This window comes from Chitinophaga caeni (assembly GCF_002557795.1).
In the GTDB taxonomy this organism is placed as follows: Bacteria; Bacteroidota; Bacteroidia; order Chitinophagales; family Chitinophagaceae; genus Chitinophaga; species Chitinophaga caeni.
Genome location: NZ_CP023777.1, coordinates 2,215,377 through 2,241,491, shown reverse-complemented (window position 1 = coordinate 2,241,491; position 26,115 = coordinate 2,215,377). Strand labels below are relative to the sequence as shown.

The window sequence follows — 26,115 nt, the reverse complement described above, 5'->3', positions numbered from 1 at the left end:
CCCCCATATGAAGATTTCTGTTGTAGGAACCGGTTATGTTGGCCTAGTAACCGGGACCTGTTTTGCCGAAACAGGCAATGACGTAACTTGTGTAGATATCGATGCCAACAAAGTTCAAAAATTGTCCAACGGGCAAATAACTATTTATGAACCCGGCCTAGAAAAGTTATTCGAACGGAACTTGAAACAAGGCCGTTTGCACTTTACTACAAACCTGGAAGAAGGTATAGCCGATGCGCAGGTTATTTTCTTAGCCTTACCAACTCCGCCGGGAGAAGACGGTTCTGCCGATTTATCTTATATCCTGAAAGTGGCGGATCATTTAGGTAAAATCATGACCGACTATAAAGTCATCGTTGACAAAAGCACCGTGCCGGTAGGAACCGCGGAGAAAGTGCGCGAAGTGATTGCTAAAAATTGCAAAACTCCGTTTGACGTGGTTTCAAATCCTGAATTTTTAAGGGAAGGTGTTGCCGTAGATGATTTTATGAAACCAGATAGGGTTGTAATCGGTACCGATTCTGAAGAAGCCCGTAAAATAATGGGAGAATTATACGGCCCGTATGTTAGGCAGGGTAATCCCATTTTATATATGGATGAAAAATCGGCTGAATTAACGAAGTATGCTGCCAACTCATTCCTAGCGACCAAGATTACGTTCATGAATGAAATCGCGATCCTTTGTGAAAAACTAGGCGCCGATGTTGACATGGTACGCCGCGGTATGGGTAGCGATGACCGTATTGGTAAAAGGTTTTTATTCCCGGGTATCGGTTACGGCGGTAGCTGCTTCCCTAAGGATGTGCAGGCTTTGGCTAAATCATCCCAAGAAGCAGATTATGATTTCAGGATATTAAATGCCGTGATGGATGTGAACGAAGCACAAAAATTGTTCTTGATTCCAAAGGTAACCGCGTACTTTAATGATGTGAAAGGCAAGCACTTCGCCTTATGGGGCTTAGCTTTTAAACCTAATACGGACGATATCCGTGAAGCTCCCGCTTTATACATGATAGATGCCTTAACTAATGCAGGGGCAACTGTCAGTGTATTCGACCCTGAAGCAATGCCGAATGTAAAATCTGTCATAGGAGATAAAGTTAAATATGCTGAAAACCAGTACGACTGTCTTGAGAATGCAGACGCATTGGTGATTGCGACTGAATGGAGCGTATTTAGAACACCTGATTTCGAAAAGATAAAATCATTATTAAAACAACCGGCTATCTTTGATGGAAGAAACTTGTTCGAGGTATCACGCATGCAAGAACTTGGTTTCCATTATGAAAGTGTTGGTCGTACTCCTGCTAAAATCTAATACCCCATGAATATGACAAAAAAACGTGTACTTATTACCGGCGCCGCGGGATTTTTAGGCTCGCATTTATGTGACCGGTTTATACAGGAAGGTTATCATGTGATCGGTATGGACAATCTCCTTACCGGGAATATGAAAAACATTGAGCACTTGTTCCCTTTACCTTCATTCGAGTTTTATCATCATGATGTAACTAAGTTTGTTCATGTTCCGGGGGAATTAGATTATATCCTTCATTTTGCTTCGCCGGCAAGCCCGATCGATTATTTGAAAATGCCGATTCAAACGTTGAAGGTGGGTTCGCTCGGCACTCACAATCTTTTAGGATTGGCAAAGGCTAAAAAGGCAAGAATCCTTGTGGCTTCAACCTCCGAGGTTTACGGCGATCCGCTGGTGCATCCGCAGACTGAAGAATATTGGGGCAACGTGAACCCCGTTGGTCCGCGGGGCGTATACGATGAAGCTAAGCGTTTCATGGAATCCATCACGATGGCATACCATAATTTTCATGGCGTAGAAACCAGGATCATCCGTATTTTCAATACATATGGACCGAGAATGCGACTCGATGATGGCCGTGCATTACCAGCCTTCATGAGCCAAGCTTTGACGGGTCAAGATTTAACCGTTTTCGGGGATGGTTCTCAAACCCGTTCGTTCTGTTACGTAGATGATTTGGTTGAAGGGATATACCGCCTTTTATTAAGCGATTATCATTTGCCGGTTAATATTGGTAATCCATCAGAGATTTCATTATTGGAATTTGCGGAGGAAATAATTTCCTTAACCGGAACCCAGCAAAAGATCATCTTCCAACCTTTACCGAAAGATGATCCCAAGCAAAGGAAACCAGATATTACAAAGGCTAAAGAATTATTGGGATGGGAACCGAAAGTTTCCCGCCAAGAAGGTTTGAAGATCACGTACCAATATTTCAAAGAAGCATTGCATAAATAATTTCGATACTATTATTCAAATAGCCGGGATTTGATATCCCGGCTATCCATATTTGTAAATAACCATACCCAATTCATAATCTTACCAAAATGAAGAAGAAACTGTTGATAACCGGTGGTGCAGGATTTATTGGCTCCCATGTCGTTAGACTGTTTGTCAATAAATATCCTGGGTATCAAATTTATAATTTGGATGCACTCACCTATGCTGGGAATTTGGAAAATTTAAAAGATGTAGATCAAGCCCCGAATTATCAATTTATAAAAGGCGATATTACGGATGAAGTATTTATCAATAACCTTTTTCAACAACAACAATTTGACGGGGTCATCCATTTAGCAGCAGAAAGCCATGTAGATCGCTCCATACTGGATCCTTTATCATTTATTAAGACAAATGTATTAGGCACAGCGGTACTACTGAACGCTGCTAGGAATACCTGGAAAGATCAACCTGGAGACAAAAGGTTTTACCATGTTTCAACGGACGAGGTATATGGATCATTAGGGGAAACCGGTCTTTTTACTGAAGAAACGCCTTATGACCCGCGCTCTCCCTATTCTGCATCAAAAGCGAGTTCAGATCATTTTGTAAAAGCTTATTTTCATACCTACCACTTACCGGTAGTATTATCGAATTGTTCAAACAATTATGGCTCAAACCATTTCCCTGAAAAATTAATCCCTTTAGCGATTCACAATATCAAAAATAATAAGCCCGTTCCTGTTTATGGAACCGGGGAAAATGTGCGTGATTGGCTCTTCGTGGAAGATCATGCCAGGGCAATTGATACCATCTTCCACCACGGTCGGCTCGGGGAAACATATAATATCGGCGGGTTCAACGAATGGAAAAACATCGACCTCATCCGGTTGCTATGCAAAATTATGGATGAAAAATTAGGTCGCCCCGGGGGTACATCTGCCCAATTAATCACCTTCGTTAAAGATCGTGCGGGTCATGATATGCGCTATGCTATTGATGCTACGAAACTTAATAAAGAGCTTGGTTGGTCTCCCTCCCTCCAGTTTGAAGAAGGCTTAGCCAAGACGGTAGATTGGTACCTGGATAATCAAGAATGGTTGGACCATGTAACCAGCGGGGCTTATAAAGCATATTACCAAACCCAATATGAATCCAGGTAAAACTTCTATCACGAAATCATCTTAGCCAAATATATAATGCCATTTAAAGAAACAGGAATACCGGGATTGGTCATATTCGAACCGAAAGTTTTTCCGGATGAGCGGGGATATTTCTTCGAAAGTTATAATTATAATACTTTCAAAGATGCAGGGATCGATATAAAATTTGTTCAAGACAATCAAGCCCGTTCAACTTACGGCGTACTCCGTGGTTTACATTTCCAAATGGAACCTTACGCTCAAACTAAGCTCATCAGGGCTATCGAAGGTAGCATTCTGGATGTTGTAGTGGATATACGCGAAGGTTCACCTACCTATGGAAAATCATTTAGCATAGAACTATCTGCCGACAATAAATTGCAATTACTTGTTCCCAAGGGTTTTGCACACGGTTATTCCGTATTAAGCGAAACCGCCGAGGTCATGTATAAATGTGATAATTTTTATAATAAAGCCAGCGAAGGGGGGATTATATTTAATGATCCTAGCCTAGCCATCGATTGGAAGATCGACCTTTCCAAAGCCCAGGTTTCGGAAAAAGATTTAAAATTACCGACCTTAGCAGATTGCAAGCACAATTTTGTATATAAAGCTCAATAATCAATATGAAACATATTCTCGTTACCGGTGCTAACGGACAATTGGGAAAAACTTTCCAGGAAATAGCATCGCAATATCCCGGTTATCAATTTACATTTACCGATGTGGATGAATTAAATATTACGGATGCCGATGCCGTAAATCAATACCTCGGTGCTCAAACATTTGATGCATGCATTAACTGTGCAGCATATACAGCGGTTGATAAAGCGGAGGCAGACGAGGATAATGCTTTCTTATTGAACTTCCAGGCGCCTTTATTCCTGGCAGAAGCTTGCTCCAATCAAGGAACGCAATACATTCATATTTCTACGGATTATGTATTTGATGGTAAGGCTTGTGTTCCTTATACCGAGGAGGATGATGCCAGTCCCAGCACTATATACGGCAGTTCAAAAATGCGCGGTGAAGCGGCAGCTTTGAGCGCTAACCCATCAACTGTAGTGATCCGTACATCCTGGTTATATTCCAAATATGGCGTAAACTTCGTGAGCCGCATGCAGGAGTTAATGGCGGAAAAAGAATCCTTATCGATCGTATTTGACCAAGTCGGTACCCCTACGTACGCCCTGGATTTAGCAAAAGCCATATTGTCCATGCTAGATTTTAAATATGAAAAGCTGGATGAAATCGGCGGAATTTATCATTATAGCAATGAAGGTGTTGCTTCTTGGTATGATTTCGCGGTTGCCATCAAATCATTAAGCGGTAGCCAATGTAAATTAGAGCCGATTACTTCGGAAGCCTACCCTACTGCTGCCGAACGACCATCTTACAGCGTATTGAATAAAGGGAAGATCAAAAACGTATTCGGTTTAGAGATACCTTATTGGAAAGATAGTTTGCAAGCCTGCATAGGTAAGTAACATTCGAGATATTAAGAGTTGGCAAGTATTGTTTTACATTAAACAATCTTGCCATCTTTCATTGTAAGGCTGCGTGTACTCATCTTGGCCAGGTCTTCATTATGGGTAACGATGATAAATGTTTGTTGAAAACGCTCGCTTAATTCTGTAAATAATTGATGTAACTCCCTGGCATTCTGCGAGTCCAGGTTACCCGTAGGCTCATCAGCCATCACTATTTTAGGTTCGTTAATCAAAGCCCTAGCCACGGCGACCCTTTGCTGCTCCCCGCCAGATAATTGGGCCGGGCGATGTTCGAGGCGCTCTTTGAGGCCAAGCGTTTCCAATAAAAATACGGCCCTGTCTTTAACGATATTGGATTTGGCGCCCTTTATAAAACCGGGTATACAAACATTTTCCAGCGCAGAAAATTCCGGTAATAAATGGTGAAACTGGAAAATAAAGCCCAGGTTACGGTTCCTAAAATCCGCCAACTTGTTCCCCTTCAATGCTGTAATATTGACATCCTCTAACCAAACCTCGCCACCGGTGGGCGTATCCAAGGTTCCGAGGATATGCAACAAGGTACTTTTGCCAGCCCCGGAGGATCCGACGATCGTCACGATTTCACCTTTACTGACATTTATATCCACCCCTTTTAACACGGGTAGATTGGAATAGTTTTTGGTGAGATTGCGGGCAATAAGCATAAGTATTGTTTATAATTTAAGCTTTAAATTAGGAAGTGTTGTTTATTTCAAATTAAATAATACTTTTGCGGAAAATCAGAAAAGTAAAAAATTTTAATACGATGTACTGGACTCTAGAATTAGCTTCATACCTGGAGGATGCTCCATGGCCAGCTACCAAAGACGAACTTATTGATTACGCCATCCGTTCCGGTGCACCTATCGAAGTAATCGAGAACTTGCAGGAACTGGAAGACGAGGGGGAAATTTACGAAGGCATTGAAGATATCTGGTCCGATTATCCATCTCAAGATGACTTCTTCTTCAATGAAGATGAATATTAATCGTCCATTCGAGCAATAGCCCGGTAAATTCAAAAATGTACCGTCCCGATTTCAATTGGAACCGGGACGGATTTTTTATGCAATTTTATTGCTTGATTTACTTATTTCTTGTCTAATACGGCCATAGTTACACCGGTAGAAGAGAATCCACCGTCATGGTACAAGTTCTGCATGGTCACCATCCTGGTTAAATCGGAGAACAGCGTAACGGTATAATCCGCACATTGGTCGGCCGAAGCATTACCCAGCGGGCTCATTTCTTCCGCGAAGTTGATAAAATCATCGAAACCCTTTACCCCACTGCCGGCAGTTGTTCTTACCGGTGATTGGGAAATCGTGTTGATTCTCACCTTATTCTTGATACCGTAATGGTAACCGAAGCTACGGGCTACAGATTCCAACATGGCCTTAGCATCTGCCATCTCGCTGTAATCAGGGAATACCCTTTGAGCTGCAATATAAGTCAAGGCAACCACCGAAGCATGTTCATTTAACGCATCCAGCTTATAGGCTGTTTGTAACACCCTGTGCAATGAGATAGCGGAAATGTCCATGGTTTTATGCGTAAAATCGTAATCCAGATCTGTATATGGTCTGCCTTTACGCATATTGATACTCATTCCGACAGAATGCAGTACGAAATCGATCTTACCGCCAAAATGTTCCATGGATTGTGTGAATAAGTTATTCAAGTCATCCATATTCGTGATATCCGCAGGTATTACCGGGGCATTACATTCTTCAGCGAGTTTCTTGATTTCGCCCATACGTAAAGCGATGGGAGCGTTGGTCAATACGATCTGTGCACCTTGTTCCACACAACGCTTCGCGGTTTTCCAGGCAATGGACTTTTCATCCAACGCACCAAAGATGATGCCTTTCTTACCTTGTAATAAGTTTTGAGCCATTGATCTAAATTTTGGCAAAAATAAAAGTTAATTCTAAATTTTAATTTGAAAAATCCACATAATCCATCATCTGCAACAATCCTATTGCAAACATACACTATTGCATCACCATTTCCCGCGCATTTTCTAATGCTGCTGCCGTGGGCTTCTCCCCACTCAACATTTGGGCAATCGTAGTAATGCGTTCCTCCTTCGATAATTTACGGATATGTGAGCTAACCTTTTGACCTTCAGTCTTTTTGTAAACGAAATAATGTGCATCAGCCTTGCCCGCGATCTGCGGTTGGTGCGTAATACAGATAACCTGGTGAGCCTTTGCCAAATCTTTCATGATAATCCCCACCTGCTTGGCAGCTTCCCCGGAAATGCCAGTATCAATCTCGTCAAATATCAATGTGGGCAAAGCTTCCTTGCTTGCCACCAAGGATTTGATACATAACATCAATCGACTCAATTCACCCCCGGAAGCTACTTTGCGTATAGGGGCGAAATGATTGCTTTTATTAGCATCGAAGAGGAAAACGATCTCATCAAGGCCGAAAGCGCCTAGTTCGATCGGTGAAACTTCCACTTTTATCCGTGCGTTAGGCATTCCTACCTGCACCAGTAACTCATTTACTTTTTGCTCAAATGGGAGCTGCTGCGCCTGCCTGCGGGTAGATAACTGCTTACCTAGCCCTTGTAAACTTACTAGCTGCTTCGCTAATTGCGTTTCCAGTTGCAGGATTTTATCATCGATATTTTGCACATCATCCAGGCTGGCTTGTAATTGTTCTTTAAGAGTCAACAACTCGTTCGTAGTATGTAGATTGTGCTTTTTCAACAACTTATAACCGGTGGCGATCCGCTCATTCAGCGCTTCAATCCTGGCGCCGTCAAATTGAACCTGGTCATTTAGCCTTTCAATATCCCCGGCAATATCTTGCAATTCAACATAGGCCGACTGCATTCTTTGCGCGAGGGCAGGAATATCTTGGTGAAAAGTTGAAAGCGCCTGTAAAGACGTTTGCAATAATTTTATTTGTTGCACAACCGGTTGTTCATCTTCTTTCAGCTGGTAATACAGTTTATTCAACGAGCTTTTGATTTCTTCCGCATGGCTTAATACCTGCAATTCTGCATCGGCTTCCTCTATCTCGTTTTCCTTAAAATTAGCTTCTAACAGCTCATCTAGGAGAAATTTATTGAAATCAGTCGTTTTATTGGCCTCATCCCTTACTTGCATGGCATCATATAGGGATTGCTGCGTTTTAGCGTATTGCTGGTAAGCTTTTGAATAGGTTGAGATAAGATCTCCATTCAATGCCAAGGCATCAATTACATCCCTTTGAAAGCCTGATTTCTCCAAATCCAGGGTATCGAATTGTTGGTGGAGATCAACAAAAAAACTGGTAAGCGTTGACAGTTGGGACAGGTTAACCGGCGTATCATTGATGAAAGCCCTTGATTTCCCCGCCGGGCTAATTTCCCTGCGGATGATCACCTGGTCCTCCAAATCCAGCTCGTTCGCTTCGAAAAAAGCCTGTACCTGTTGCTTTTTAACCTTAAAAATCCCTTCTACAATACATTTCCTGTCTTTATCGAATAAAGAAGCCGGATCGGCGCGTTCGCCCAGGATTAGCGATAAAGCGCCCAATAAGATAGACTTACCCGCACCGGTTTCACCGGTAATGATGTTAAGATGCCCGGAAAAGTCAACTTCCAGCTTGTCAATGATAGCGTAATTCTGAATAATTAGTCTTTGCAACATACCTAGGAAAATTCCAATTTGCGAACACCAAATTCCAAATAAAATTCAATAAAGAAAATTTCATTTTCCCACATTTCTTACATTGCCTGTGCATTACTTACCGTCTAGGCGCAATAAACCGGCTTTGGCCTTTTGATCCAGCGAGTTTTTATAGTCATGGCCATCCATACCGATGCAGGTATTAAAACATTCCTTTGCCTTGGCAATATCATGTCTTTTTTCATAGATAAAGCCCAGTTGTAAAGCCGACCGGGCCGCAAAATATTCAGGTCTATCGATCCCGAGTTCCACGGTTACGTTGTACATGCGGATTGCCATATCGTCACGGCCCATTTCATCATAGATGCGGCCTAACCTGTAAGCATATTCCAATTGTTCGGAGATCGTACCAAAATCCCGGGCTTTCTTAGCCGATAACAACGCCAATGCCTTGTCAAAATACCCACCATCACTTAGCAAGCGGGCCCTTAACAATATCACATTGGGCCATTTGCCGCTCTTGGCATCTTTCAGCGCTTGCTTGTCGGCATCTGTTTCAGCGTTTCCACGGTTGGCAATCATGCCGCGGTATTTCTCGGCCATGGCTTGGTTACCTTCGAGGTAATAAGCCCAACTTAACCGCTGCAAAGCCTCTTTAACATAAAATTTGCCTTTAAATTGGTTCAGAAAGCGCTCGAAATAGGGAATTGCTTCATTGTCCATCGCTTCCAAGTGCAGGATACCCGCTAAGTAATATTCGTAATACAAGGTGGTATATTCCTGGTTATGGGTCCTATTGGCCAATATTTCCAAACCCTGCGCCGCTTTTTGATTATTCATCGACAAGTTAGCGACCATCAGGGCAAAAAGATGATTGTTGCGGGTATCGAGCTGTTGGTGTTCAATGAATTGCCAAAGCTCTTCCGGTTTATTTTCTATAAATAATTTCAGGTAACAATAGTAGTAATAAGATTCGTCCTTGAATAATTTGGCAGTAGCATCTTGGCTATTAACGAATTGTTGTAATGTTTGGGTACCTTGTTTAATGCTGCCTTTCAATCCCAAGATATTGGTAATCCATTTATAGCCTTCGGGGATCGTTCCGAAAACGGTTTGCATGGTCCCGATCATCATTTTATTGGGTTGGAAGTATGGGAATTTCTTCTGGTTATCCTTGAAAGTTAAAAAAGCTTTCCTGACTTCCCAGACGGCATCCCATTTTTCTCCGAATTTCACCTTTACCATGGCCCATTGGAATTTAATCGCAGCCTGTGTATACAGATAGAAAGGATCATTGGTTGGGCCTTCTTGCATCAAGGCTAAGCGTTCGGAGCGCAGTTTCTTTTTCGCCGAGTATTCGGCAGGATTTTCGTTAAAGAACAACGGGAAGAAGTCGCAATAATTCTCCAGGTAATACGGGATGAGGTTGCCGGGATTTTCCTGCTTTTCCTGGGCCAATATTTGCCTGCCTGTTTCAAGTCTTAACTGCATAATAGCATGATAAGCCTCTTGGCAGCGTTCGTTAAATTCAAACTTCTTCTGTTGGGCATTCAAGAACAGCGGGGCGCAAAGCAACCCTATAATAATCAGGAATAATCGCATACGGTTTAAAAAATTGAGTCCGGTCAATGAGTCATTGCCACCTAGCCTTGCAAAAATCGGGCAAATCCTTTAAATATGGTGAAGATAAGTGTACATTAATATTATAACCTTGTAAAAAGAATTGATATCTTTAAAACCGGGTTGGCTTCCACGGGGAAGTAAAGGTTAATTTTTCAGTTTTACCGGGCATTAAAGAATACCGGTTATGCCTAAACCGGTTTAAAATCGGATCATGGAATTCAAATCATTCCTTTTAACTATTCTAATTAACGTATTGCCAATATTTATGGCAGTGATAGTTGCTGTATACATTATCTTAAAACAGCGGAAAAAGCGGTACCTGTTGTTAAAAACACTGCAAGAAAAAGAACGGGAGCAGGCAACGGAAAAATAAAAAATCCCGGTCAAGCTATGACTCAACCGGGACATTTATTATAATAAACCCTTTATATTAAATTTCTGTAGAAGCATCCAAATCGTTATCTACCAAGATACGGCCACAGTGTTCGCAAACGATGATTTTCTTACGTTGGCGGATTTCAGCTTGGCGTTGAGGTGGAATCGCGTTGAAGCAACCGCCGCAGGAATCCCTAACGATGGTTACCACGGCCAAACCGTTGCGGTAATTTTTACGGATCTTCTCGTAAGCGGAGAGTAAACGCGGGTCTACTTTTTCGCGGGCATCTTCGCTTTGCTTATAGAATTGTTTTTCTTCCTTATCGGTTTCGGCGATAATTTTCTCGAGTTCACCTTTCTTATGTTTCAGGTTACTTTCTTTTTCACCGATACTTTTCTTGGCAGATTCTAGAATACGAGATTTGTCTTTGATTTCCTCGCTAGCATCCTTGATATGCTTTTCCGCGAGTTTGATTTCGAGGGATTGCATTTCAATTTCCTTGCTGATGGCTTCAAATTCACGGCTGTTTTTTACGTTGTTCTGTTGTTTCTCGTATTTTTTGATCAAGGCGTCTGCATCCTTCATCAAGTTCTTTTTAGACGTGATAAAGTCCTGGATGCCATTAATTTCCTCTTCGATGTGAGAAAGGCGATGGTTCAAGCCTTCGATCTCATCTTCCAAGTCCTTCACTTCGATCGGCAACTCCCCTTTCAGGATTTGGATTTCATCCAACTTGGAATCAATCTTCTGTAATTTCAATACAGAAACCAGTTTTTCCTCTACGGAGTATTCTTTAACAGTAGCCATGTATTATAAATAATTTACCGGGTTTGTGCAAATGGTAGATTTAAGAGGCGCAAAATTAGGGAATTTTTCGGTCAATATACGGTAAAATAATTCCACAACGAACTGCTCGCTCTCAAAATGCCCTACATCTGCTATAATCAATTGATTTTCAGCATCAAAAAACTCATGGTATTTAAAGTCTGCCGATACGTAAGCATCCGCCCCGGCACTTTTTGCCGTTTTAAGCAGGAAACTTCCGGCTCCACCACATAGCGCCACCCTTTTAACCGGTTTACCACGGAGCGGTGTGTACCTAACGCAACCTGTCTTCATTTGTTGCTTCACGTGTTCCAGGAAGCTCATTTCGTCCATTTCAACCTCCAGGTCGCCAATTAAGCCGAACCCTACTTCCGGGTAAGCATTATCCAAACTAATGATGTCGTAAGCTACTTCTTCGTAGGGATGTGCCGCCAATAAGGCACTCACTACTGCCGGCTGAAAATGCCCCGGGAAAATTACTTCCAGTTTACTTTCCGTTTCCGTATGCCTGCTGCCAATTTCTCCGGCGAAAGGCCGTGTTCCACTACCGGCTTTAAAAGTACCCGCCCCTTCCGAGCTGAAACTACATTCACTATATTGGCCGATTGATCCGGCGCCGGCCTCGAACATTGCATCCCGAACCACTTCTAATTGCGCTGTTGGTACGAATGTATATAACTTTTTCAACAAATTTAGTTTCGGCGCTAATACCCGGGTATTCACCAGGCCTAACTGCTTGGCAATCATATGACTTACGCCCGCGCGAACATTATCCAAATTGGTATGCGCCGCGTAAATGGCGATATCGTTCTTAATTGCTTTGATCGCCACCCGTTCCACGTAATTCTTTCCGTTGATCTTCTTCAATCCCCCGAACACTATAGGGTGATGCGCTACGATCAAGTTACAACCTTTTTCGATAGCTTCATCTAACACGGCCTCGGTGGCATCGAGGGTCAACAAAATATTTCGCACAGCTGTTTGGGGATCCCCAAATATCAAACCCGCGTTATCATAACTTTCCTGGTATTGCAAGGGTGCGAACTGTTCAATTGCCTGCACCACTTCTTTTATACTTAACTTCATGATCTATTTTTATCGACTCGTGTGAAAATCTTGATATTTACAAAAATATCGCATATTATGATCTTGGAAAATTGGATTTAAAAAATGGATATACAAAAAAATTCTAAGGAATTATACGCCGAATTCAGGGAGCAGATGGCCAAAATTGCCGATGTAAAAAATGCAATCGCGGTATTAAGCTGGGACCAGGAAACATATTTACCGGGAAAAGGCGCGGGTTTCCGGGGGCAACAAATTACTACCCTCTCCACCCTGGCCCATGAAATGTTTTCCGATGATAAATTGGGGAATAAGCTCCAAGAACTACTATCGAGGGATGACCTGGACAATGTGCAAAAGAAAAATGTTGAACTCTCCTGGGAAGATTACAGCAAAAATAAACTATACCCGGCCAGCTTCGTCGCGGAATTATCCCAAGTAACATCTGAAAGTTACCATGCTTGGATCAAGGCCAGGAAAGATGCCAGCTATGCTGTTTTTCAACCGTTACTTGAGAAAATGATCAGCCTAAAGAAACAGGAATGCGATATCCTGGGTTTCGAGGGTCATCCATATAATGCCTTGATTAATGAATATGAAAAAGGTATGACCACTACTACCCTCGATCAGATTTTCGATGAAGTTAAAAGTTCGCTGTCTCCTTTCTTACAGAAAATCGCCGGCCATGAAAAGCCGAATAATAACTTTCTCAAAACGACCTACGGTAAAGATGCCCAATGGCAATACGGTTTGAAACTTCTAAATGATATGGGCTTCGATTTTGAAGCGGGAAGGCAGGATCTGAGCGAGCATCCTTTTACCACCAGTTTTAACCCCAGGGATGTTAGGGTAACGACCCGGGTTGATGAACAGGACTTTAACAACATGACCTGGAGCTGTATCCACGAAGGGGGACATGCTTTGTACGAACAAGGATTGCCGGTAGAACAATATGGTTTACCATGCGGTGAAGCTGCCAGCCTCGGTGTCCACGAATCGCAATCCCGGTTATGGGAAAATAATGTAGGCCGGGGCATATCATACTGGAAACATTATTACCCCGGGTTGCAGGAATTATTCCCGGGTAATTTATCCGGCGTTCCGTTGGAAGAGTTTTACAGGGCCATCAACCTCGTAGAACCCTCCTTATTGAGAACGGAAGCAGATGAGATCACTTATCATTTCCATGTCATGATCCGCTATGAAATAGAAAAGGGCCTGATCGACGGATCGATTTCAGCCAAGGATTTGAATCATACCTGGAACGAGTATTATAAGAATTTTTTACAGGTCACCGTACCGAATGATACCTTGGGCGTTTTGCAAGATATACACTGGTCACACGGCAGTTTCGGATATTTCCCAACCTATTCACTGGGAAGTTTTTATGCCGCCCAGTTTTACCAGGCTATCAGTAGGCAGATCAAGGATTTGGAGGAACGTATCGCGAATGGTGATTTTGCGACCTTATTACAATGGTTAAGGCAGAACATTCATGTTCACGGAAGATTTTATACTTCGAATGAATTATGTGAAAAGATTACGGGAGAGCCGTTGAATTTTTCTCATTTTATGAAGTACGCGGAAGGAAAATACGGCGAGATCTACCGGGGTTGATGCTTGTGCGGTAAATATGTGCGGAGTAGAGACAGCGCATGCCTTGTCTCTACTCCTGTGTTGAAATGATTTTATCCAATTCCTTCATTTCAAAAATGCCGGATTTACGCCAAATTTCTTTCCCGTTTTTATAAAGCACAAATGTCGGCAACACCGTTGCATCAATCGATTTCATAACATCAATATCTTTACCTCCATCTACATTGAGCAAGGAAACTTCCGGGTGTTTTTTCAACCAATCATCAACCAGGGGTTTCATTTTGCGGCAAGGCGGGCACCAAGCTGCGCCTACATCCACAAGTGTTAATTTATTTTTCTTCAGCCCGGTTGTAAATGAGCTGATCGACATTTGTTTTTCGTTGACGGTATTCCCGGTAACGGGTTTGCCCGCTTGCTTCCAGGCACTGATGCCCCCGTTAAGGTCAACTACGTTTGTAAAGCCATTTTCCGTAAGCCATGCAGCTGCTTTGGCACTTCGTCCACCGCCGAGGCAATAGACGTATACCGGTTTATTTTTATCAAGGTATTTAGCCCTTTCCCGGAACTCTTCTTGTTTTAAATAATCGGCTTGTAAAGCGCCTTTGATATGACCGCTATTAAATTCTTTGGCAGTTCTGACATCGAAGATTTGAACACCTTCCTGTTGCAAGCCTTTCTGAAAGCTGTCAACATCTAGATGTTTCACTTGGGCGGAAAGAAATTGTCCAATTAGTAAAAACAAAACCAGCAGGCTGATTTTTTGAACTCTAAGCATTAGCACCTTTTTTTCAATTCGCAAAAATATTCAGTCCTATAAAGTTACAGAACCCCGAGCAATTAACAATTGTTACTTCTTTCGGTAAAGGCCATTCCTTGGCGCAACTAGCATTTTTTCTTTCTTGCGGAAACTGAAAAACAACTCGGAACCCTGCCTCGCAGGATGGGAGTTCACGCAGGGAGCAAACGTATGAAAATCGAAATAAGGCTCAAATAACCTCCTGTAATCTTTTACCGATCCCCCGAACGGCGGCCCGGGCTCATCGAATTGCCGCTTGAAGATCACGCCGATAAAACGGCCATTCTGCCATAATAAACTATACATTTTCTTGGCATAACGGTCTCTTAATGAAGGATCTAAAGCGCTTAAAAAAGTTTGTTCGATAATAATGTCATATTCCCCTAGATGCTGGAAAAAATCTTCCGAGATAAACTTTATGCCGGTATCGCGGTATTTCCGTTTCAAATTCTCGATTAATTCATCCGAAATATCAACCACCGTGATATCTGTGAAACCTTTTTCCCACAAATACTGGGCTTCGTAGCTATTTCCCCCGCCAGGAATAAGGATCCTGGCCTTCAAATTTTGGCATTGGTCGATATATGCTGCTATTGGAGGAGATACCTGCCCTAAGTCCCAGCCCGTTGCACCGGTACGATAGCGTTGGTTCCAATAGTGCTTATCGAGTACTTCTCTCATATAAACAGTCATTCGAATAGTTGGATTTATAAAATATATATGGTTAGGCGCGCAAATCTTCGGCAATTAAAGCATAAATCTTTAATCAGTTTGATAACTAATTGTTAACGTAATAAATAATTGTTTTTTTAATATTAATTTAGCGCCATATTGTCCCGCTTCCGAGTATTGCCAATGAAGAAACCGGGCGATTAATTAATAACCATTTCCAACTAAAACCTACACCCTGCTGATGAAGCGGTTTTTCACCTATATCCTTTTAGGGACAGCCTGTTGTCTCCTATCATTAATTACCCATGCTCAAACCGTCGATTTCACCGCAGATAAATGGGAAGGTTGCGAACCATTAACCGTAAAATTCACCAATCTTACAGACCCCTCCGCTATTGCTTATAACTGGGATTTTAGCTTGGGCGCCAATGCAAGCGACAGGGATGTAGACAAGATATTCGGTATTCCTAATATCTATAATGTTACACTCACAGCCACCTTTCCCGGTGGCGTACAGCGATCTGTTAGCAAAACCATCACGGTTTACGCCAATCCTTTACCGCTATTCTCTGTATCAGGTACCTTAGGTTGTACCCCCTACCAAGTGAATTTTGAAGATCAGTCTCAAGCTGGCAGCGGTTCTATAACAAGGATCGTTTGGGATTACGGGGACGGTGTCACCGAAGAAGCTACCAGTCCCACCCATACCTATCAACTAGCCGGATCATTCCCGGTTTCCAATATCGTTACGAATAGCTACGGCTGTGTAAAAGGCTACACTTTACCCGACCCGATCGTTGTCAATGAAACACCTCGGATAGATTTTAGTGCTGATGACAGGGCTAGTTGTACCGCACCCTTAACGGTGGATTTTATCAGCTCGGGACCCGCCGCTGCTAACTACACCTGGGATTTCGGTGATCCCGCTAGCGGGACAAGTAACACCTCAACCCTTGCAAACCCAAGTCATTCTTATAATCAACCCGGTTTATATACGGTTACATTAACAGCTACAACCGCCTCTGGATGCACTTCCCAGGTAACTAAGTACCACTATGTTACGATTCAACAGCCCACTGTAGATTTTGATATACCTGCCAATATCTGCTCCAATAACCCCATTACGTTTACTAATACAACAAACCCTAACCCTACAATCGCGAATTGGCAATTTGGAGATGGCACATCAAGTCAAGCGATCGATCCAACTAAAACATACTCAAGCCCGGGAGACTATGTAATTACCCTGGAAAGCGGCACCCCGGGATGTACACAGGTTATTACACGCGATGTTCATGTTGAGGAAGGACCGGTTGCAAGCTTTCATGCTACGCCTCAAATTGGCTGCGAGGCGCCGTTCACTACGCAATTTAATTACGACGGCACCGGGGCAACAGGATGGTTATGGAGTTTTGGAGATGGCGCTACGAGTACCTTAGAAAACCCCAACCATACTTATAATCAATTAGGGACCTACGATGTGACATTAACTGTGACCAATGCCAACGGTTGCACTAATACCCTAAGTTTGCCGGGCTATATACAGGTACAGGAGCCGGAAGTCAATTTCACGATGAACCCTCCGAACGGTTGCATTCCGTTACCAGTAACATTTACACCCAATATGGTTGTAGGTGGCCCGGTACAGAACTATCTCTGGAATTTTGGAGACGGCAACACTTCCAATGAAGCTAACCCTACACATACCTATACAAGTCAAGGAATATTCACGGTGAACCTAACCGTTACAACAGTAGCAGGATGTACAGCCAGCTTTACCTCCACGGTACAAGCCGGGGAAATTCCCATAGTAGCATTTGAAGCTAATCCAACATTTACCTGCGCGAACCTGCCCGTTCAGTTCACGAACTTATCTGTTCCGCGCGGCACTGCTTGGACTTGGATTTTCCCGCAGGATAACAGCACTGAAAACATAGAAAATCCATCCCATACTTTCAATACTTTAGGTTATCACGATGTCACGCTGATCGTCGATAATTTCGGATGTATCCGGGAATTAACAAAGCTGCAATACATCAACATTTTGCCTCCCATAGCAGATTTTGATTTCACGAGGGATTGTAGTGATAAATACTTGGTTCAGTTCAATGATCTTTCACAATTCGGGCCCAACCCACCTGTTAGAAACTGGCATTGGGATTTCGGGGATGGCGCTACTTCTACAGATCAAAGCCCCGTTCATACGTATACTAATCCCGGCTCTTATACCGTGCATCTTACCGTAGATAACGGCGCTTGCACAAATGAACATGAACTGCAAGTTACCATCATTGATGAGAATGCAACGATTACCGTGAACAATAACACCGTATGCGCCGGTAATGAAATTGAATTTACTTACGCAGGAATCGATGCCGGTAATATTGCAACATTTAGCTGGGATTGGGGCGATGGTACACGATCAACTAGCACGCAATCGCCGGTTTCCAAAAGTTATGCACAACCCGGCAATTATACGGTACAACTGACTATCACGGATGATAACGGTTGCGTAACGGCATCAAATTCACTAGGCATTACGGTCAACGGGGCCATGGCCGATTTCAGTTTTATTGGAAGAAATTGCGTAAATGATGCTATCTCTTTCACCGATTTATCGATTACTACCCATGGCAATACCATTACAAATTGGACATGGGATTTCGGGGACGGTAGTCCTACAGAAAGTACTAGCACACGGCCTGTCAGCTATTCCCATGCTTTCAGTCAAGGAGGGAATTTTAATGTTAACTTGATCGTAGAAGATGCGAGTGGTTGTACGGTTTCCTCGCAACATACCGTTAACGTGGTAGATTTAGATGCCGACTTCAGCGCCGATCATGATTCTACCTGTATCATGGCGCCGGTGCTTTTTACTCCGAACACGGTTAATAATTCTATCACGTACAACTGGGATTTTGGCGATGGTACTACATCAACAGAAGCCACCCCCAGGCATCACTACGCGGCTCCGGGCGACTATACGGTGAGGCTTATCATGACGAATAACAACGGTTGCAGCGATAACCGGGAATATGTAAACATGATTCACATTTCTAACCCACAGGCTCAATTTTCAATCCCGACAGATTTGTCCATCTGCCCGCCGATCCAGATTGATTTTATCAATGAATCTACCGATTATAAAAGGGTGGAATGGAATTTCGGGGATGGTAGTAACTCCCTTTTAGAAGATCCATCACATATATATACGCGTCCCGGTGATTATACGATCACGCTCACGGTATATTCTGCCGGAGATTGCCCGGCTGTTTATTCACAAGACATCCACCTTCGCGGACCAACAGGTTCCATGCAAGCCAGCCCTAAAGATGGCTGCGAAGGTTTAGAGGTAAATTTCAGCGCCAATTCTACCAATGCCACGACATATACCTGGGATTTTGATAATGGTACCGTACAAACATCCACAACACCCAACATCACATATCAATACAAAAAAGCAGGAAGATACGTACCACGGGTATTATTAACGGATGCCCAGGGTTGTACTGTTTTAGCAACCGGTAGCGATACGATAACAGTCGATAATGTTGAAGCAAAGTTCAACATCAGCATGCCTAATGCCTGTGATTCGGCCACGATTTTATTCGAAGATCAGAGTAGCAGCTATACCCTTGATTCATTATCGCAAGGTTTAACATACACGTGGGATTTCGGGGATTTATTTACGCATTCCGACAGTAGTTCCCAACAAAACCCGGCCTATTTTTTCCCAAGACCAGGTACATATACCGTTTCATTAACAGCAACGAGTTCATTCGGCTGCCAGGATACTGTTACCGATACCATTTCGATCGATACAAGCCCGGAAGCGATCATCGACCCAGTCAATCCTGCCTGCGGCGGGGATTTCATCCAATTTACCGGGCATGACCAAAGGCAGTTGCCCAATACTACTTACCAGTGGATCATGGACGGAGTACCAACTTACACGGAACAGCAAACACCCCCGGTCGAGTATACGCAACCAAGGTTATACGACATTGCCTTAATCGTTACCAACGAGAACGGCACCTGCCACGATACAGCCAATTTACCGTTCCGCGTAAACCCCGGCGTTACATTACAGGCAGCGCCTCGGAATATATCCATTTGCAGGGGCGAATTTATTGCCATGCTAGCTCAAACAAACGCCAACCAAATATCTTGGACGGATTATAACATCAACGATCCACAGTTAGCAATGCCTGTTGCCAACCCCGATATTGACACGGTATATTATGTAACTGCCACTAACGATTACGGATGTACGAAAACAGATTCAGTGCGGGTATCCGTATCGCAACCTTTCACGGTACAGGCCAGCGATGTAGATATTTGCGAGGGAGAAAGCGCACAGCTTCAGGCCAGTGGTGCAGTAAGTTATTCATGGTCGCCGGCAAGTAGCCTGAGTAATAGTACCATCCCTGATCCGGTAGCGCATCCTATTGCCGATACACGTTATACGGTGATCGGTTACGGTTCGGATAACTGTTTCACGGCGCGGGCAGAAGCCCTGGTAAGAGTTCATCCAACGCCAAAAGTGAACTTGGGACCTGACCTGGTTATCCCGGCAGGAAACCCGTACACCTTGCAAGCCAATGGCAATGATATTGCAAACTGGGAATGGTCGCCTTCGACTGATTTAAGTTGTACATATTGCAGCAGTACCGTATTAACACCCCGGTCCGATCAGACGATCAGTGTTAGGGTAAGTTCTATTTACGGTTGCGAAGCTTCCGATGAAGTAAATGTTAAAATCATTTGCCAAGCAGATAACATTTTTGTTCCGAACACATTTAGCCCCAATGGCGATGGACGGAATGATATTTTCTACCCGAGGGGGCGCGGCATCAGGGCGGTAAAAATCTTCCGGGTATTTAATCGCTGGGGGCAGATGGTATTTGAAAGGAGCAATGTTCCGGCAGATGATCCAACCTACGGTTGGGATGGAAAGTATAATGGGAAGTCATTAGAACCGGATGTGTTCGTCTATTATTTAGAACTCATTTGCGATACGGGGGAAAATTTTGTGATGAAAGGAAATGTAACCGTCCTGCGATAAAAAAATTGTAATGAAAAAATTCATCGTCATCATATCCTTTTTTTGCTGCGTGTTTCAAACAACATGGGGGCAGGATATCCATTTATCGCAGTTTACTGAAACGCCCATTCTCCGCAACCCGGCATTGATGGGAATTTTTACGGGAGATATCCGGCTCCAAGCCGTATACCGGAACCAGTGGAACAGCGTCACGATCCCTTATCAAACCGGGACGCTGAGCGGCGAAGTCAAATACCCTGTTGGAAAAAACAACGATTACGTTACAGCCGGGATGCAGTTAACATACGACAAAGCGGGTACTTCATCTTTGCAGGCTGTACAGGTTTTACCTGCCGTCAATTATCACAAGTCTTTGAGTGCAGATTTCACAAGGTATTTGTCGGTTGCTTTCATGGCCGGCATCGTACAAAGGCAATTTGATCCTTTAGCACTAACTTTCGATAATCAATACACGAATGGCCGTTATGACCCCACGATGCCGACAGGCGAAGAAGGCAGCTGGAAAGTTGCCGGCTACCAGTATTTTGATGTTGGCTTCGGCATTAGTTATAACAGCACTTTCGGGGAGAATGCAAACTATTATTTAGGGCTGGCTTATTACCACTTCAATAGACCCAAGGTTTCATTTTATGATAATGCCAGCGTTACCTTGGCGCCGAAGATCACGTTCAATGCAGGGGTCTCCGTACCGATGGGAGAGCGAAGCAAGCTCATCGCCCATTACAACCAGTTACATCAAGGCTCGTACCAAGAGTTTATGGGTGGTTTAATGATCGGTTACAGCTTGTTTGAAGATGGTTATAGCAGCGATCACGGGTTTTACGGTGGTGTTTTTTATAGGTACAATGATGCCGTAGTTCCCATGGTACGCCTGGATATGGGAGTATATGAAATAGGGCTAAGTTATGATGTGAATGTATCCAAACTTGTGGCTGCCAGTCATTCTATGGGCGGGTTCGAGATTTCCTTGGTTTATAAGGATTTTTTCAAGAAACGTTCGAGTACGTATAATAGTACGGCATGCCCGCGTTTTTAGGTTCTCCAATCATGTTCACGGATTTTTGGGGATTTAGGGATTGCACGGATTTTTTTGTTTGGTTGGGGATGGGAGTTTAGGGGATGGGAATTTGAAGTAATGGATTTGGACTTGGGCTTTAGGGGGCGTACATTTACAGAAATTTTAAATCATTAAATTATTATGGTACCACAAGTTGGCAGTCCGGCCCCTAATTTCTCCTTGTATGATACGGAGAAGAACAAGGTTTCTTTAGAAGATTTCAAAGGTCAGAACTTGGTTGTGTTGTTCTTTCCTTTAGCTTTTACAAGTGTTTGTACGGCAGAATTATGCTCCGTTAGAGACAATATAGCTCTTTACAATAATGCGAATGCTAAGGTCGTAGGGATATCTGTGGATTCCCTGTTTACGCTGGGTAAGTTCAAGGAAGAGCAAAAATTGAATTTCCCCCTGTTATCCGATTTTAATAAGGAGGCAGCTAATGCCTTCGGCGCATTGTACCAAGATTTTGTATTGGATATGAAAGGTGTAGCTAAAAGATCTGCATTTGTAATTGATGGTCAAGGAGTTGTGAAATACGCTGAAGTATTGGAGTCCGCAGGCGACCAACCGAATTTTGCAGCGATACAAGAGGTATTGTCAGGGCTACAATAAAAATTCGTTAAAATTTTGAAAAAAGTGCTTGGCAAGTCATCTTTTTGGCTTGCCATTTGTTATATTTATAATGTGATCAACCGAAATACGGGATAAAATATTCAAAAAAATCGTTATCTTTGAAATGCTATGTTGAAAAACTCTACCCTTCTATTGTTCCTTATCCTTTTTACCTTGGGCTTGTCCTTTCAAGCTCAGAGTGGAAAAGCCGTGCCATCTCACTTTGAAGATGGCGTCAGTAAGGTTGTAAAACTATATCCCAATCCAGCTACTACGAAGATCAATTTCGAGATACTTCATTCAAACGATAAGGTATACGAGATTATTGTGTACAATTTTTTGGGAAAGAAAATGGATCACCTGAAAAATGTAGGTGTCAGAACTGTTTTAAACCTAGACAATTATTACAGCGGGATTTACATTTACCAGTTGATAGACAACAAGGGCAATGTAGTAGAATCAGGAAAATTCAACGTAGTTAAATAATTCAAAGATTGTAGCTTATAAGATAAATTTTACTCTTTAATATATTTGCAGCAGCCCTTGGGCTGCTGCTTCTTTTTACATTCTCCCCAATATAAAAAACCGCCTTACATAACATAAGGCGGTCATTAATATATCAATTAAATTTTATCCAGGTTAACTCACTTCCACGATCAGGAATTTGAGATAGGTTGTATTATCAATATTCCACAAAATCGGGTGATCTTGCGCTTGCGTTTGGAAAGTCACCTGCTTGATCTTCTTCTTGGCATCTTTTGCAGCCATATCGATAATTTCCAGGAATAAAGAAGGCGGCACCAGGTTGGTGCAGGAGGCCGTAACGAGGAAACCACCGGGCTTCAACAATTTCATACCGCGCAGGTTAATTTCCTTGTAACCTGTAATGGCCTTTTGTATATTTTCCCTGCTCTTGGTAAATGCCGGGGGGTCGAGAATAACAACATCAAATTTCTTATCTTCTTTCGTCCAGGCTTTCAATACATCGAATGCATTTACCGCTTGAAATTTACAAACATCGCTCAAATTATTAAGCTCGGCATTGCGGCGCGCGGTATTTACAGCTGTTTCCGAAATATCTAAGCCCAAAACGCTTTTCGCACCGTAATACCCCGCGTGGCAAGAAAAAGTGCCCGTGTAACAAAAAGCTTCCAAAACATCCGCATCCTTTACTATATGTTGTATCGCGCGGCGATTGTCTTGTTGATCTAAGAAATAGCCCGTTTTTTGCCCATTTACTACATCTACATGAAATTTCAGGCCATTTTCATTAATAACCAGGTTCGTATCGAACGGCTCTGAAAGGAAACCCTTGATTTGAGCCAGTCCTTCCAATTCACGCACGGGCACATCGTTTCGCTCGTAGATCCCCTTGGGTTGGAAGATTTTATTCAAAGCATCCACGATGGCGCCTTTCCAACGATCCATACCGAGGGCAAGGGTTTGCAGCACGAAATAATCATTGAATTTATCGATGATCAGGGCAGGCATTTCATCCGCTTCACCAAATACTAGGCGACAGTTTTCCACGTAGCCTATCTTTTGGCGGTATTGCCAGCATTTCATCAGACGGTTATAAAAGAATTGATCGTTGATCTGCTCATTCTTATCCCTCGTCAATAAACGGATAATGATCTGGGATTGCGGGTTGATATATCCACGTCCAACAAAGAAACCATTATGCGTGAACACATCTACTATATCACCGGGAGAAACTTCCCCCGAGATTTCGCCAACCTCGTTGCCAAATATCCAGGGATGGCCGTTTAGCACCCTATTTTGAATCTTTTTTCGTAAAAAAACTTTTGTCATGGTGTGCAAAGGTAAGAAAACCATAAAGTTGAAAAACGAATTTTGCCTTCCCTTTAGAAAATTATACCTTCACGGCTTTTATTACCCGGATTCAGAATGCCAATTTGTCGGGGAATATTGCCTTGGCAAAATTCTTGACAATGGTAGTCCAGGAGAAATTTTTACCATCATGACAGAAAAAGATAAGCAAGCAAACGAGCAAGAGCAATTGCCAATTGATAATGGTTTAAATAGTGATGAGAATCAAAGCGGTTCTACTCACCTCAACGACCCTGTTGAAGAAACCGGCGAGGTGGAAAAGCTGAAAGCTGAACTGACCGAGATGAAGGAAAAATACCTGCGTTCCGTTGCCGAGTTTGACAATTTCAGGAAACGTACGGCTAAAGAAAGGTTAGAACTTATTCAAACTGCCAATAAAGAGGTAATTATAGCCCTCCTTGAAGTATTAGATGATAGCGAACGGGCTGCAAAACAATTAGAAACATCTGGCGATATTAATGCTATTAAAGATGGGGTGATGTTGGTATTCAACAAGTTAAAGTCTACCCTTCAAGCGAAAGGTCTAAAACCTATGGAGTCTATCAACAAAGAATTCGATGCCGACCTTCATGAAGCAATCACCGAAATTCCCGCTCCAACTGAAGAATTGAAAGGAAAAGTTGTAGATGACGTGCAGAAAGGTTATTACCTGAACGATAAGATTATCCGCCACGCGAAAGTTGTGGTAGGCAAATAAGATTTTACCGTCTTGTTGTCAGCCGTAGGAAAGCCGCCCGGTTAAAGTGGCAGCAAGTACTATATGGATTTGTATTAAAATAAAGAATTATAACAAGCCAGTCGTTCGTACTGGCTTTCAAGCGTATTCTAATGTCTACTAAGAGAGATTATTACGAAATATTAGGCGTGGCCAAAACGGCTTCCCAGGATGAGATCAAGAAGTCTTACCGCAAGGTAGCCATGAAATATCACCCGGATAGGAATCCTGATAATAAAGAAGCTGAAGAAAAATTCAAAGAAGCTGCCGAAGCTTACGAAGTATTGAGCGATAGCGATAAGCGCTCTCAATATGATCGTTTCGGTCATGCCGGTGTTGGCGGCCGCGGCGGTTTCGGTGGCAGTGGCCATATGAACATGGATGATATCTTCTCCAACTTCGGTGATATTTTTGGTGATGATATTTTCGGTAGCTTTTTCGGCGGCGGTGGCGGGCGCGGTGGCGCCAGGGGAGCGGGTTCCCGTGGTCGCGGTACCCGCGGTTCTAACCTGAGAGTAAAGATCAAGCTGACTTATGAAGAGATCGCGAAAGGAGCCAATAAGAAAATCAAGGTTAAGAAATATGTTCCTTGCTCCACCTGTAACGGTTTAGGCGCCAAGGACAAAAACTCTTTCCAAACCTGTAGCACCTGTCACGGTAGCGGCCAGGTAAGAAAGGTAACGCAAACCTTCCTCGGCCAGATGCAAACCGTAACAACTTGTCCTACCTGTAACGGGGAAGGGCAAACCATCACTAATAAATGTACGAGCTGTAAAGGCGAAGGAAGGGTTTACGGGGAAGAAACCGTATCGATCGACATACCTGCCGGCGTGCAGGAAGGCATGCAACTGAGCATGAGCGGTAAAGGTAATGCCGGCGAAAGGGGCGGCGCACCCGGGGATCTCATCATCCTGATCGAGGAAGAGCCGCATCCTGAATTGCAAAGAGAAGGCTTGAACGTAGCTTACGACCTACATATTTCCTTCCCCGATGCCGTATTCGGAACGCAAGTGGAAGTACCAACAGTTGATGGGAAAGCGAAGATCAAGATACCTGCCGGAACGCAAAGCGGTAAGATATTCCGCCTGAAAGGGAAAGGTTTTCCCTCCGTAAACAGTTATGAAAAGGGCGATCAATTGATCCATGTGAACGTCTGGACACCTCAGAATGTATCATCCGAAGAAAAGCAACTGATCGAGAAGTTGCAACAATCGGAGAACTTCAAACCGAACCCGGAAAAATCCAGCAAGGGCTTCTTTGAAAAGGTGAGGGATATTTTTAGTTAGATATTTTAATATTAATTTACTCAAAATACAGGCGAAAGTGG

22 protein-coding genes are annotated in these 26,115 nt (G+C 43.1%); 13 read left to right on the top strand and 9 right to left on the bottom strand.

What is annotated here, in order from left to right; translation table 11 throughout:
- Window positions 1-7 precede the first annotated feature (7 nt).
- The 5 genes from COR50_RS09380 to rfbD all read left to right on the top strand — a co-directional run bounded on the left by COR50_RS09380 (window position 8) and on the right by rfbD (window position 4,886).
- Window positions 8-1,318: a UDP-glucose dehydrogenase family protein gene (locus COR50_RS09380; protein WP_098193744.1), complete on the top strand. Its 1,311-nt coding sequence runs from the start codon at window positions 8-10 to the stop codon at window positions 1,316-1,318.
- Window positions 1,319-1,324: 6 nt separating this feature from the next.
- Complete coding sequence (locus COR50_RS09375; protein ID WP_232516328.1) at window positions 1,325-2,275, top strand: UDP-glucuronic acid decarboxylase family protein; 951 nt, start codon at window positions 1,325-1,327, stop codon at window positions 2,273-2,275.
- 89 nt (window positions 2,276-2,364) lie between these two features.
- Entirely contained in the window at window positions 2,365-3,420 is a 1,056-nt protein-coding gene (rfbB, locus tag COR50_RS09370) for a dTDP-glucose 4,6-dehydratase (RefSeq protein ID WP_098193743.1), read from the top strand.
- Between the two features lie 36 nt (window positions 3,421-3,456).
- A complete protein-coding gene (gene rfbC, locus COR50_RS09365; protein ID WP_098193742.1) occupies window positions 3,457-4,020 on the top strand; it encodes a dTDP-4-dehydrorhamnose 3,5-epimerase in 564 nt (187 codons plus the stop codon).
- A 5-nt stretch (window positions 4,021-4,025) separates the two neighbouring features.
- On the top strand, window positions 4,026-4,886 hold the full coding sequence (gene rfbD, locus COR50_RS09360; RefSeq protein ID WP_098193741.1) for a dTDP-4-dehydrorhamnose reductase: 861 nt from the start codon (window positions 4,026-4,028) through the stop codon (window positions 4,884-4,886).
- Between the two features lie 38 nt (window positions 4,887-4,924).
- Here rfbD and COR50_RS09355 read toward each other — a convergent pair whose 3' ends face one another.
- Window positions 4,925-5,575 carry an ABC transporter ATP-binding protein gene (locus COR50_RS09355; RefSeq protein ID WP_098193740.1) on the bottom strand — a complete coding sequence of 217 codons (651 nt, stop codon included), beginning with the start codon at window positions 5,573-5,575 and terminating at the stop codon, window positions 4,925-4,927.
- Window positions 5,576-5,676: 101 nt separating this feature from the next.
- On the opposite strand from COR50_RS09355, the gene COR50_RS09350 reads away from it, so the two are divergent.
- Window positions 5,677-5,898, top strand: a complete 222-nt coding sequence (locus COR50_RS09350) for a DUF2795 domain-containing protein (RefSeq protein WP_012794455.1) — start codon at window positions 5,677-5,679, stop codon at window positions 5,896-5,898.
- Between the two features lie 101 nt (window positions 5,899-5,999).
- Here COR50_RS09350 and COR50_RS09345 read toward each other — a convergent pair whose 3' ends face one another.
- From COR50_RS09345 to COR50_RS09325, 5 genes are all read right to left on the bottom strand, one after another.
- Window positions 6,000-6,806 carry an enoyl-ACP reductase FabI gene (locus COR50_RS09345; protein WP_098193739.1) on the bottom strand — a complete coding sequence of 269 codons (807 nt, stop codon included), beginning with the start codon at window positions 6,804-6,806 and terminating at the stop codon, window positions 6,000-6,002.
- 97 nt (window positions 6,807-6,903) lie between these two features.
- Window positions 6,904-8,556 carry a DNA repair protein RecN gene (gene recN / locus COR50_RS09340; RefSeq protein WP_098193738.1) on the bottom strand — a complete coding sequence of 551 codons (1,653 nt, stop codon included), beginning with the start codon at window positions 8,554-8,556 and terminating at the stop codon, window positions 6,904-6,906.
- Window positions 8,557-8,649: 93 nt separating this feature from the next.
- Complete coding sequence (locus COR50_RS09335; RefSeq protein ID WP_098193737.1) at window positions 8,650-10,137, bottom strand: tetratricopeptide repeat protein; 1,488 nt, start codon at window positions 10,135-10,137, stop codon at window positions 8,650-8,652.
- Between the two features lie 451 nt (window positions 10,138-10,588).
- Window positions 10,589-11,341, bottom strand: a complete 753-nt coding sequence (locus tag COR50_RS09330; RefSeq protein WP_098193736.1) for a zinc ribbon domain-containing protein — start codon at window positions 11,339-11,341, stop codon at window positions 10,589-10,591.
- Between the two features lie 3 nt (window positions 11,342-11,344).
- Window positions 11,345-12,445, bottom strand: coding sequence for a Nif3-like dinuclear metal center hexameric protein (locus tag COR50_RS09325; RefSeq protein ID WP_098193735.1), 1,101 nt, complete (start codon window positions 12,443-12,445; stop codon window positions 11,345-11,347).
- Window positions 12,446-12,529: 84 nt separating this feature from the next.
- Between COR50_RS09325 and COR50_RS09320 the strand changes: the two genes are divergently transcribed.
- A complete protein-coding gene (locus COR50_RS09320; protein ID WP_098193734.1) occupies window positions 12,530-14,041 on the top strand; it encodes a carboxypeptidase M32 in 1,512 nt (503 codons plus the stop codon).
- 49 nt (window positions 14,042-14,090) lie between these two features.
- On the opposite strand, the gene COR50_RS09315 is transcribed toward COR50_RS09320, so the two are convergent.
- Together COR50_RS09315 and COR50_RS09310 are read right to left on the bottom strand one after the other, a co-directional pair.
- A complete protein-coding gene (locus COR50_RS09315; protein ID WP_098193733.1) occupies window positions 14,091-14,795 on the bottom strand; it encodes a rhodanese-like domain-containing protein in 705 nt (234 codons plus the stop codon).
- A gap of 72 nt (window positions 14,796-14,867) precedes the next feature.
- Entirely contained in the window at window positions 14,868-15,497 is a 630-nt protein-coding gene (locus COR50_RS09310; RefSeq protein ID WP_098196165.1) for a methyltransferase domain-containing protein, read from the bottom strand.
- A 232-nt stretch (window positions 15,498-15,729) separates the two neighbouring features.
- Here COR50_RS09310 and COR50_RS09305 point away from each other — a divergent pair, with 232 nt between their 5' ends.
- From COR50_RS09305 to COR50_RS09290, 4 genes are all read left to right on the top strand, one after another.
- Window positions 15,730-20,553: a PKD domain-containing protein gene (locus COR50_RS09305; protein WP_098193732.1), complete on the top strand. Its 4,824-nt coding sequence runs from the start codon at window positions 15,730-15,732 to the stop codon at window positions 20,551-20,553.
- A 10-nt stretch (window positions 20,554-20,563) separates the two neighbouring features.
- Window positions 20,564-21,589, top strand: coding sequence for a PorP/SprF family type IX secretion system membrane protein (locus COR50_RS09300; protein ID WP_098193731.1), 1,026 nt, complete (start codon window positions 20,564-20,566; stop codon window positions 21,587-21,589).
- Window positions 21,590-21,751: 162 nt separating this feature from the next.
- Window positions 21,752-22,222: a redoxin domain-containing protein gene (locus COR50_RS09295; RefSeq protein ID WP_098193730.1), complete on the top strand. Its 471-nt coding sequence runs from the start codon at window positions 21,752-21,754 to the stop codon at window positions 22,220-22,222.
- A 153-nt stretch (window positions 22,223-22,375) separates the two neighbouring features.
- The gene (locus COR50_RS09290) at window positions 22,376-22,708 is read left to right on the top strand and encodes a T9SS type A sorting domain-containing protein (RefSeq protein ID WP_157760717.1); all 333 of its coding nucleotides are present in this window, start codon (window positions 22,376-22,378) and stop codon (window positions 22,706-22,708) included.
- Between the two features lie 153 nt (window positions 22,709-22,861).
- Here COR50_RS09290 and COR50_RS09285 read toward each other — a convergent pair whose 3' ends face one another.
- The gene (locus COR50_RS09285; protein WP_098193728.1) at window positions 22,862-24,034 is read right to left on the bottom strand and encodes a class I SAM-dependent rRNA methyltransferase; all 1,173 of its coding nucleotides are present in this window, start codon (window positions 24,032-24,034) and stop codon (window positions 22,862-22,864) included.
- A 169-nt stretch (window positions 24,035-24,203) separates the two neighbouring features.
- On the opposite strand from COR50_RS09285, the gene COR50_RS09280 reads away from it, so the two are divergent.
- Window positions 24,204-24,770 carry a nucleotide exchange factor GrpE gene (locus COR50_RS09280; protein ID WP_098196164.1) on the top strand — a complete coding sequence of 189 codons (567 nt, stop codon included), beginning with the start codon at window positions 24,204-24,206 and terminating at the stop codon, window positions 24,768-24,770.
- A gap of 131 nt (window positions 24,771-24,901) precedes the next feature.
- A complete protein-coding gene (dnaJ, locus tag COR50_RS09275) occupies window positions 24,902-26,074 on the top strand; it encodes a molecular chaperone DnaJ (protein ID WP_098193727.1) in 1,173 nt (390 codons plus the stop codon).
- The last annotated feature ends 41 nt before the right edge of the window (window positions 26,075-26,115 follow it).

Excerpts from the sequence above, each read along its gene's own strand:
- rfbC (WP_098193742.1), top strand. The coding sequence starts at position 3,457 with ATGCCATTTAAAGAAACAGGAATACCGGGATTGGTCATATTCGAACCG.
- COR50_RS09320 (WP_098193734.1), top strand. The coding sequence starts at position 12,530 with ATGGATATACAAAAAAATTCTAAGGAATTATACGCCGAATTCAGGGAG.
- rfbB (WP_098193743.1), top strand. The coding sequence starts at position 2,365 with ATGAAGAAGAAACTGTTGATAACCGGTGGTGCAGGATTTATTGGCTCC.
- COR50_RS09330 (WP_098193736.1), bottom strand. The coding sequence starts at position 11,341 with ATGGCTACTGTTAAAGAATACTCCGTAGAGGAAAAACTGGTTTCTGTA.
- COR50_RS09355 (WP_098193740.1), bottom strand. The coding sequence starts at position 5,575 with ATGCTTATTGCCCGCAATCTCACCAAAAACTATTCCAATCTACCCGTG.
- rfbD (WP_098193741.1), top strand. The coding sequence starts at position 4,026 with ATGAAACATATTCTCGTTACCGGTGCTAACGGACAATTGGGAAAAACT.
- COR50_RS09285 (WP_098193728.1), bottom strand. The coding sequence starts at position 24,034 with ATGACAAAAGTTTTTTTACGAAAAAAGATTCAAAATAGGGTGCTAAAC.
- COR50_RS09315 (WP_098193733.1), bottom strand. The coding sequence starts at position 14,795 with ATGCTTAGAGTTCAAAAAATCAGCCTGCTGGTTTTGTTTTTACTAATT.
- recN (WP_098193738.1), bottom strand. The coding sequence starts at position 8,556 with ATGTTGCAAAGACTAATTATTCAGAATTACGCTATCATTGACAAGCTG.
- COR50_RS09310 (WP_098196165.1), bottom strand. The coding sequence starts at position 15,497 with ATGAGAGAAGTACTCGATAAGCACTATTGGAACCAACGCTATCGTACC.
- COR50_RS09280 (WP_098196164.1), top strand. The coding sequence starts at position 24,204 with ATGACAGAAAAAGATAAGCAAGCAAACGAGCAAGAGCAATTGCCAATT.
- COR50_RS09295 (WP_098193730.1), top strand. The coding sequence starts at position 21,752 with ATGGTACCACAAGTTGGCAGTCCGGCCCCTAATTTCTCCTTGTATGAT.
- COR50_RS09305 (WP_098193732.1), top strand. The coding sequence starts at position 15,730 with ATGAAGCGGTTTTTCACCTATATCCTTTTAGGGACAGCCTGTTGTCTC.
- COR50_RS09345 (WP_098193739.1), bottom strand. The coding sequence starts at position 6,806 with ATGGCTCAAAACTTATTACAAGGTAAGAAAGGCATCATCTTTGGTGCG.
- COR50_RS09325 (WP_098193735.1), bottom strand. The coding sequence starts at position 12,445 with ATGAAGTTAAGTATAAAAGAAGTGGTGCAGGCAATTGAACAGTTCGCA.
- dnaJ (WP_098193727.1), top strand. The coding sequence starts at position 24,902 with ATGTCTACTAAGAGAGATTATTACGAAATATTAGGCGTGGCCAAAACG.
- COR50_RS09375 (WP_232516328.1), top strand. The coding sequence starts at position 1,325 with ATGAATATGACAAAAAAACGTGTACTTATTACCGGCGCCGCGGGATTT.
- COR50_RS09300 (WP_098193731.1), top strand. The coding sequence starts at position 20,564 with ATGAAAAAATTCATCGTCATCATATCCTTTTTTTGCTGCGTGTTTCAA.
- COR50_RS09350 (WP_012794455.1), top strand. The coding sequence starts at position 5,677 with ATGTACTGGACTCTAGAATTAGCTTCATACCTGGAGGATGCTCCATGG.
- COR50_RS09335 (WP_098193737.1), bottom strand. The coding sequence starts at position 10,137 with ATGCGATTATTCCTGATTATTATAGGGTTGCTTTGCGCCCCGCTGTTC.
- COR50_RS09380 (WP_098193744.1), top strand. The coding sequence starts at position 8 with ATGAAGATTTCTGTTGTAGGAACCGGTTATGTTGGCCTAGTAACCGGG.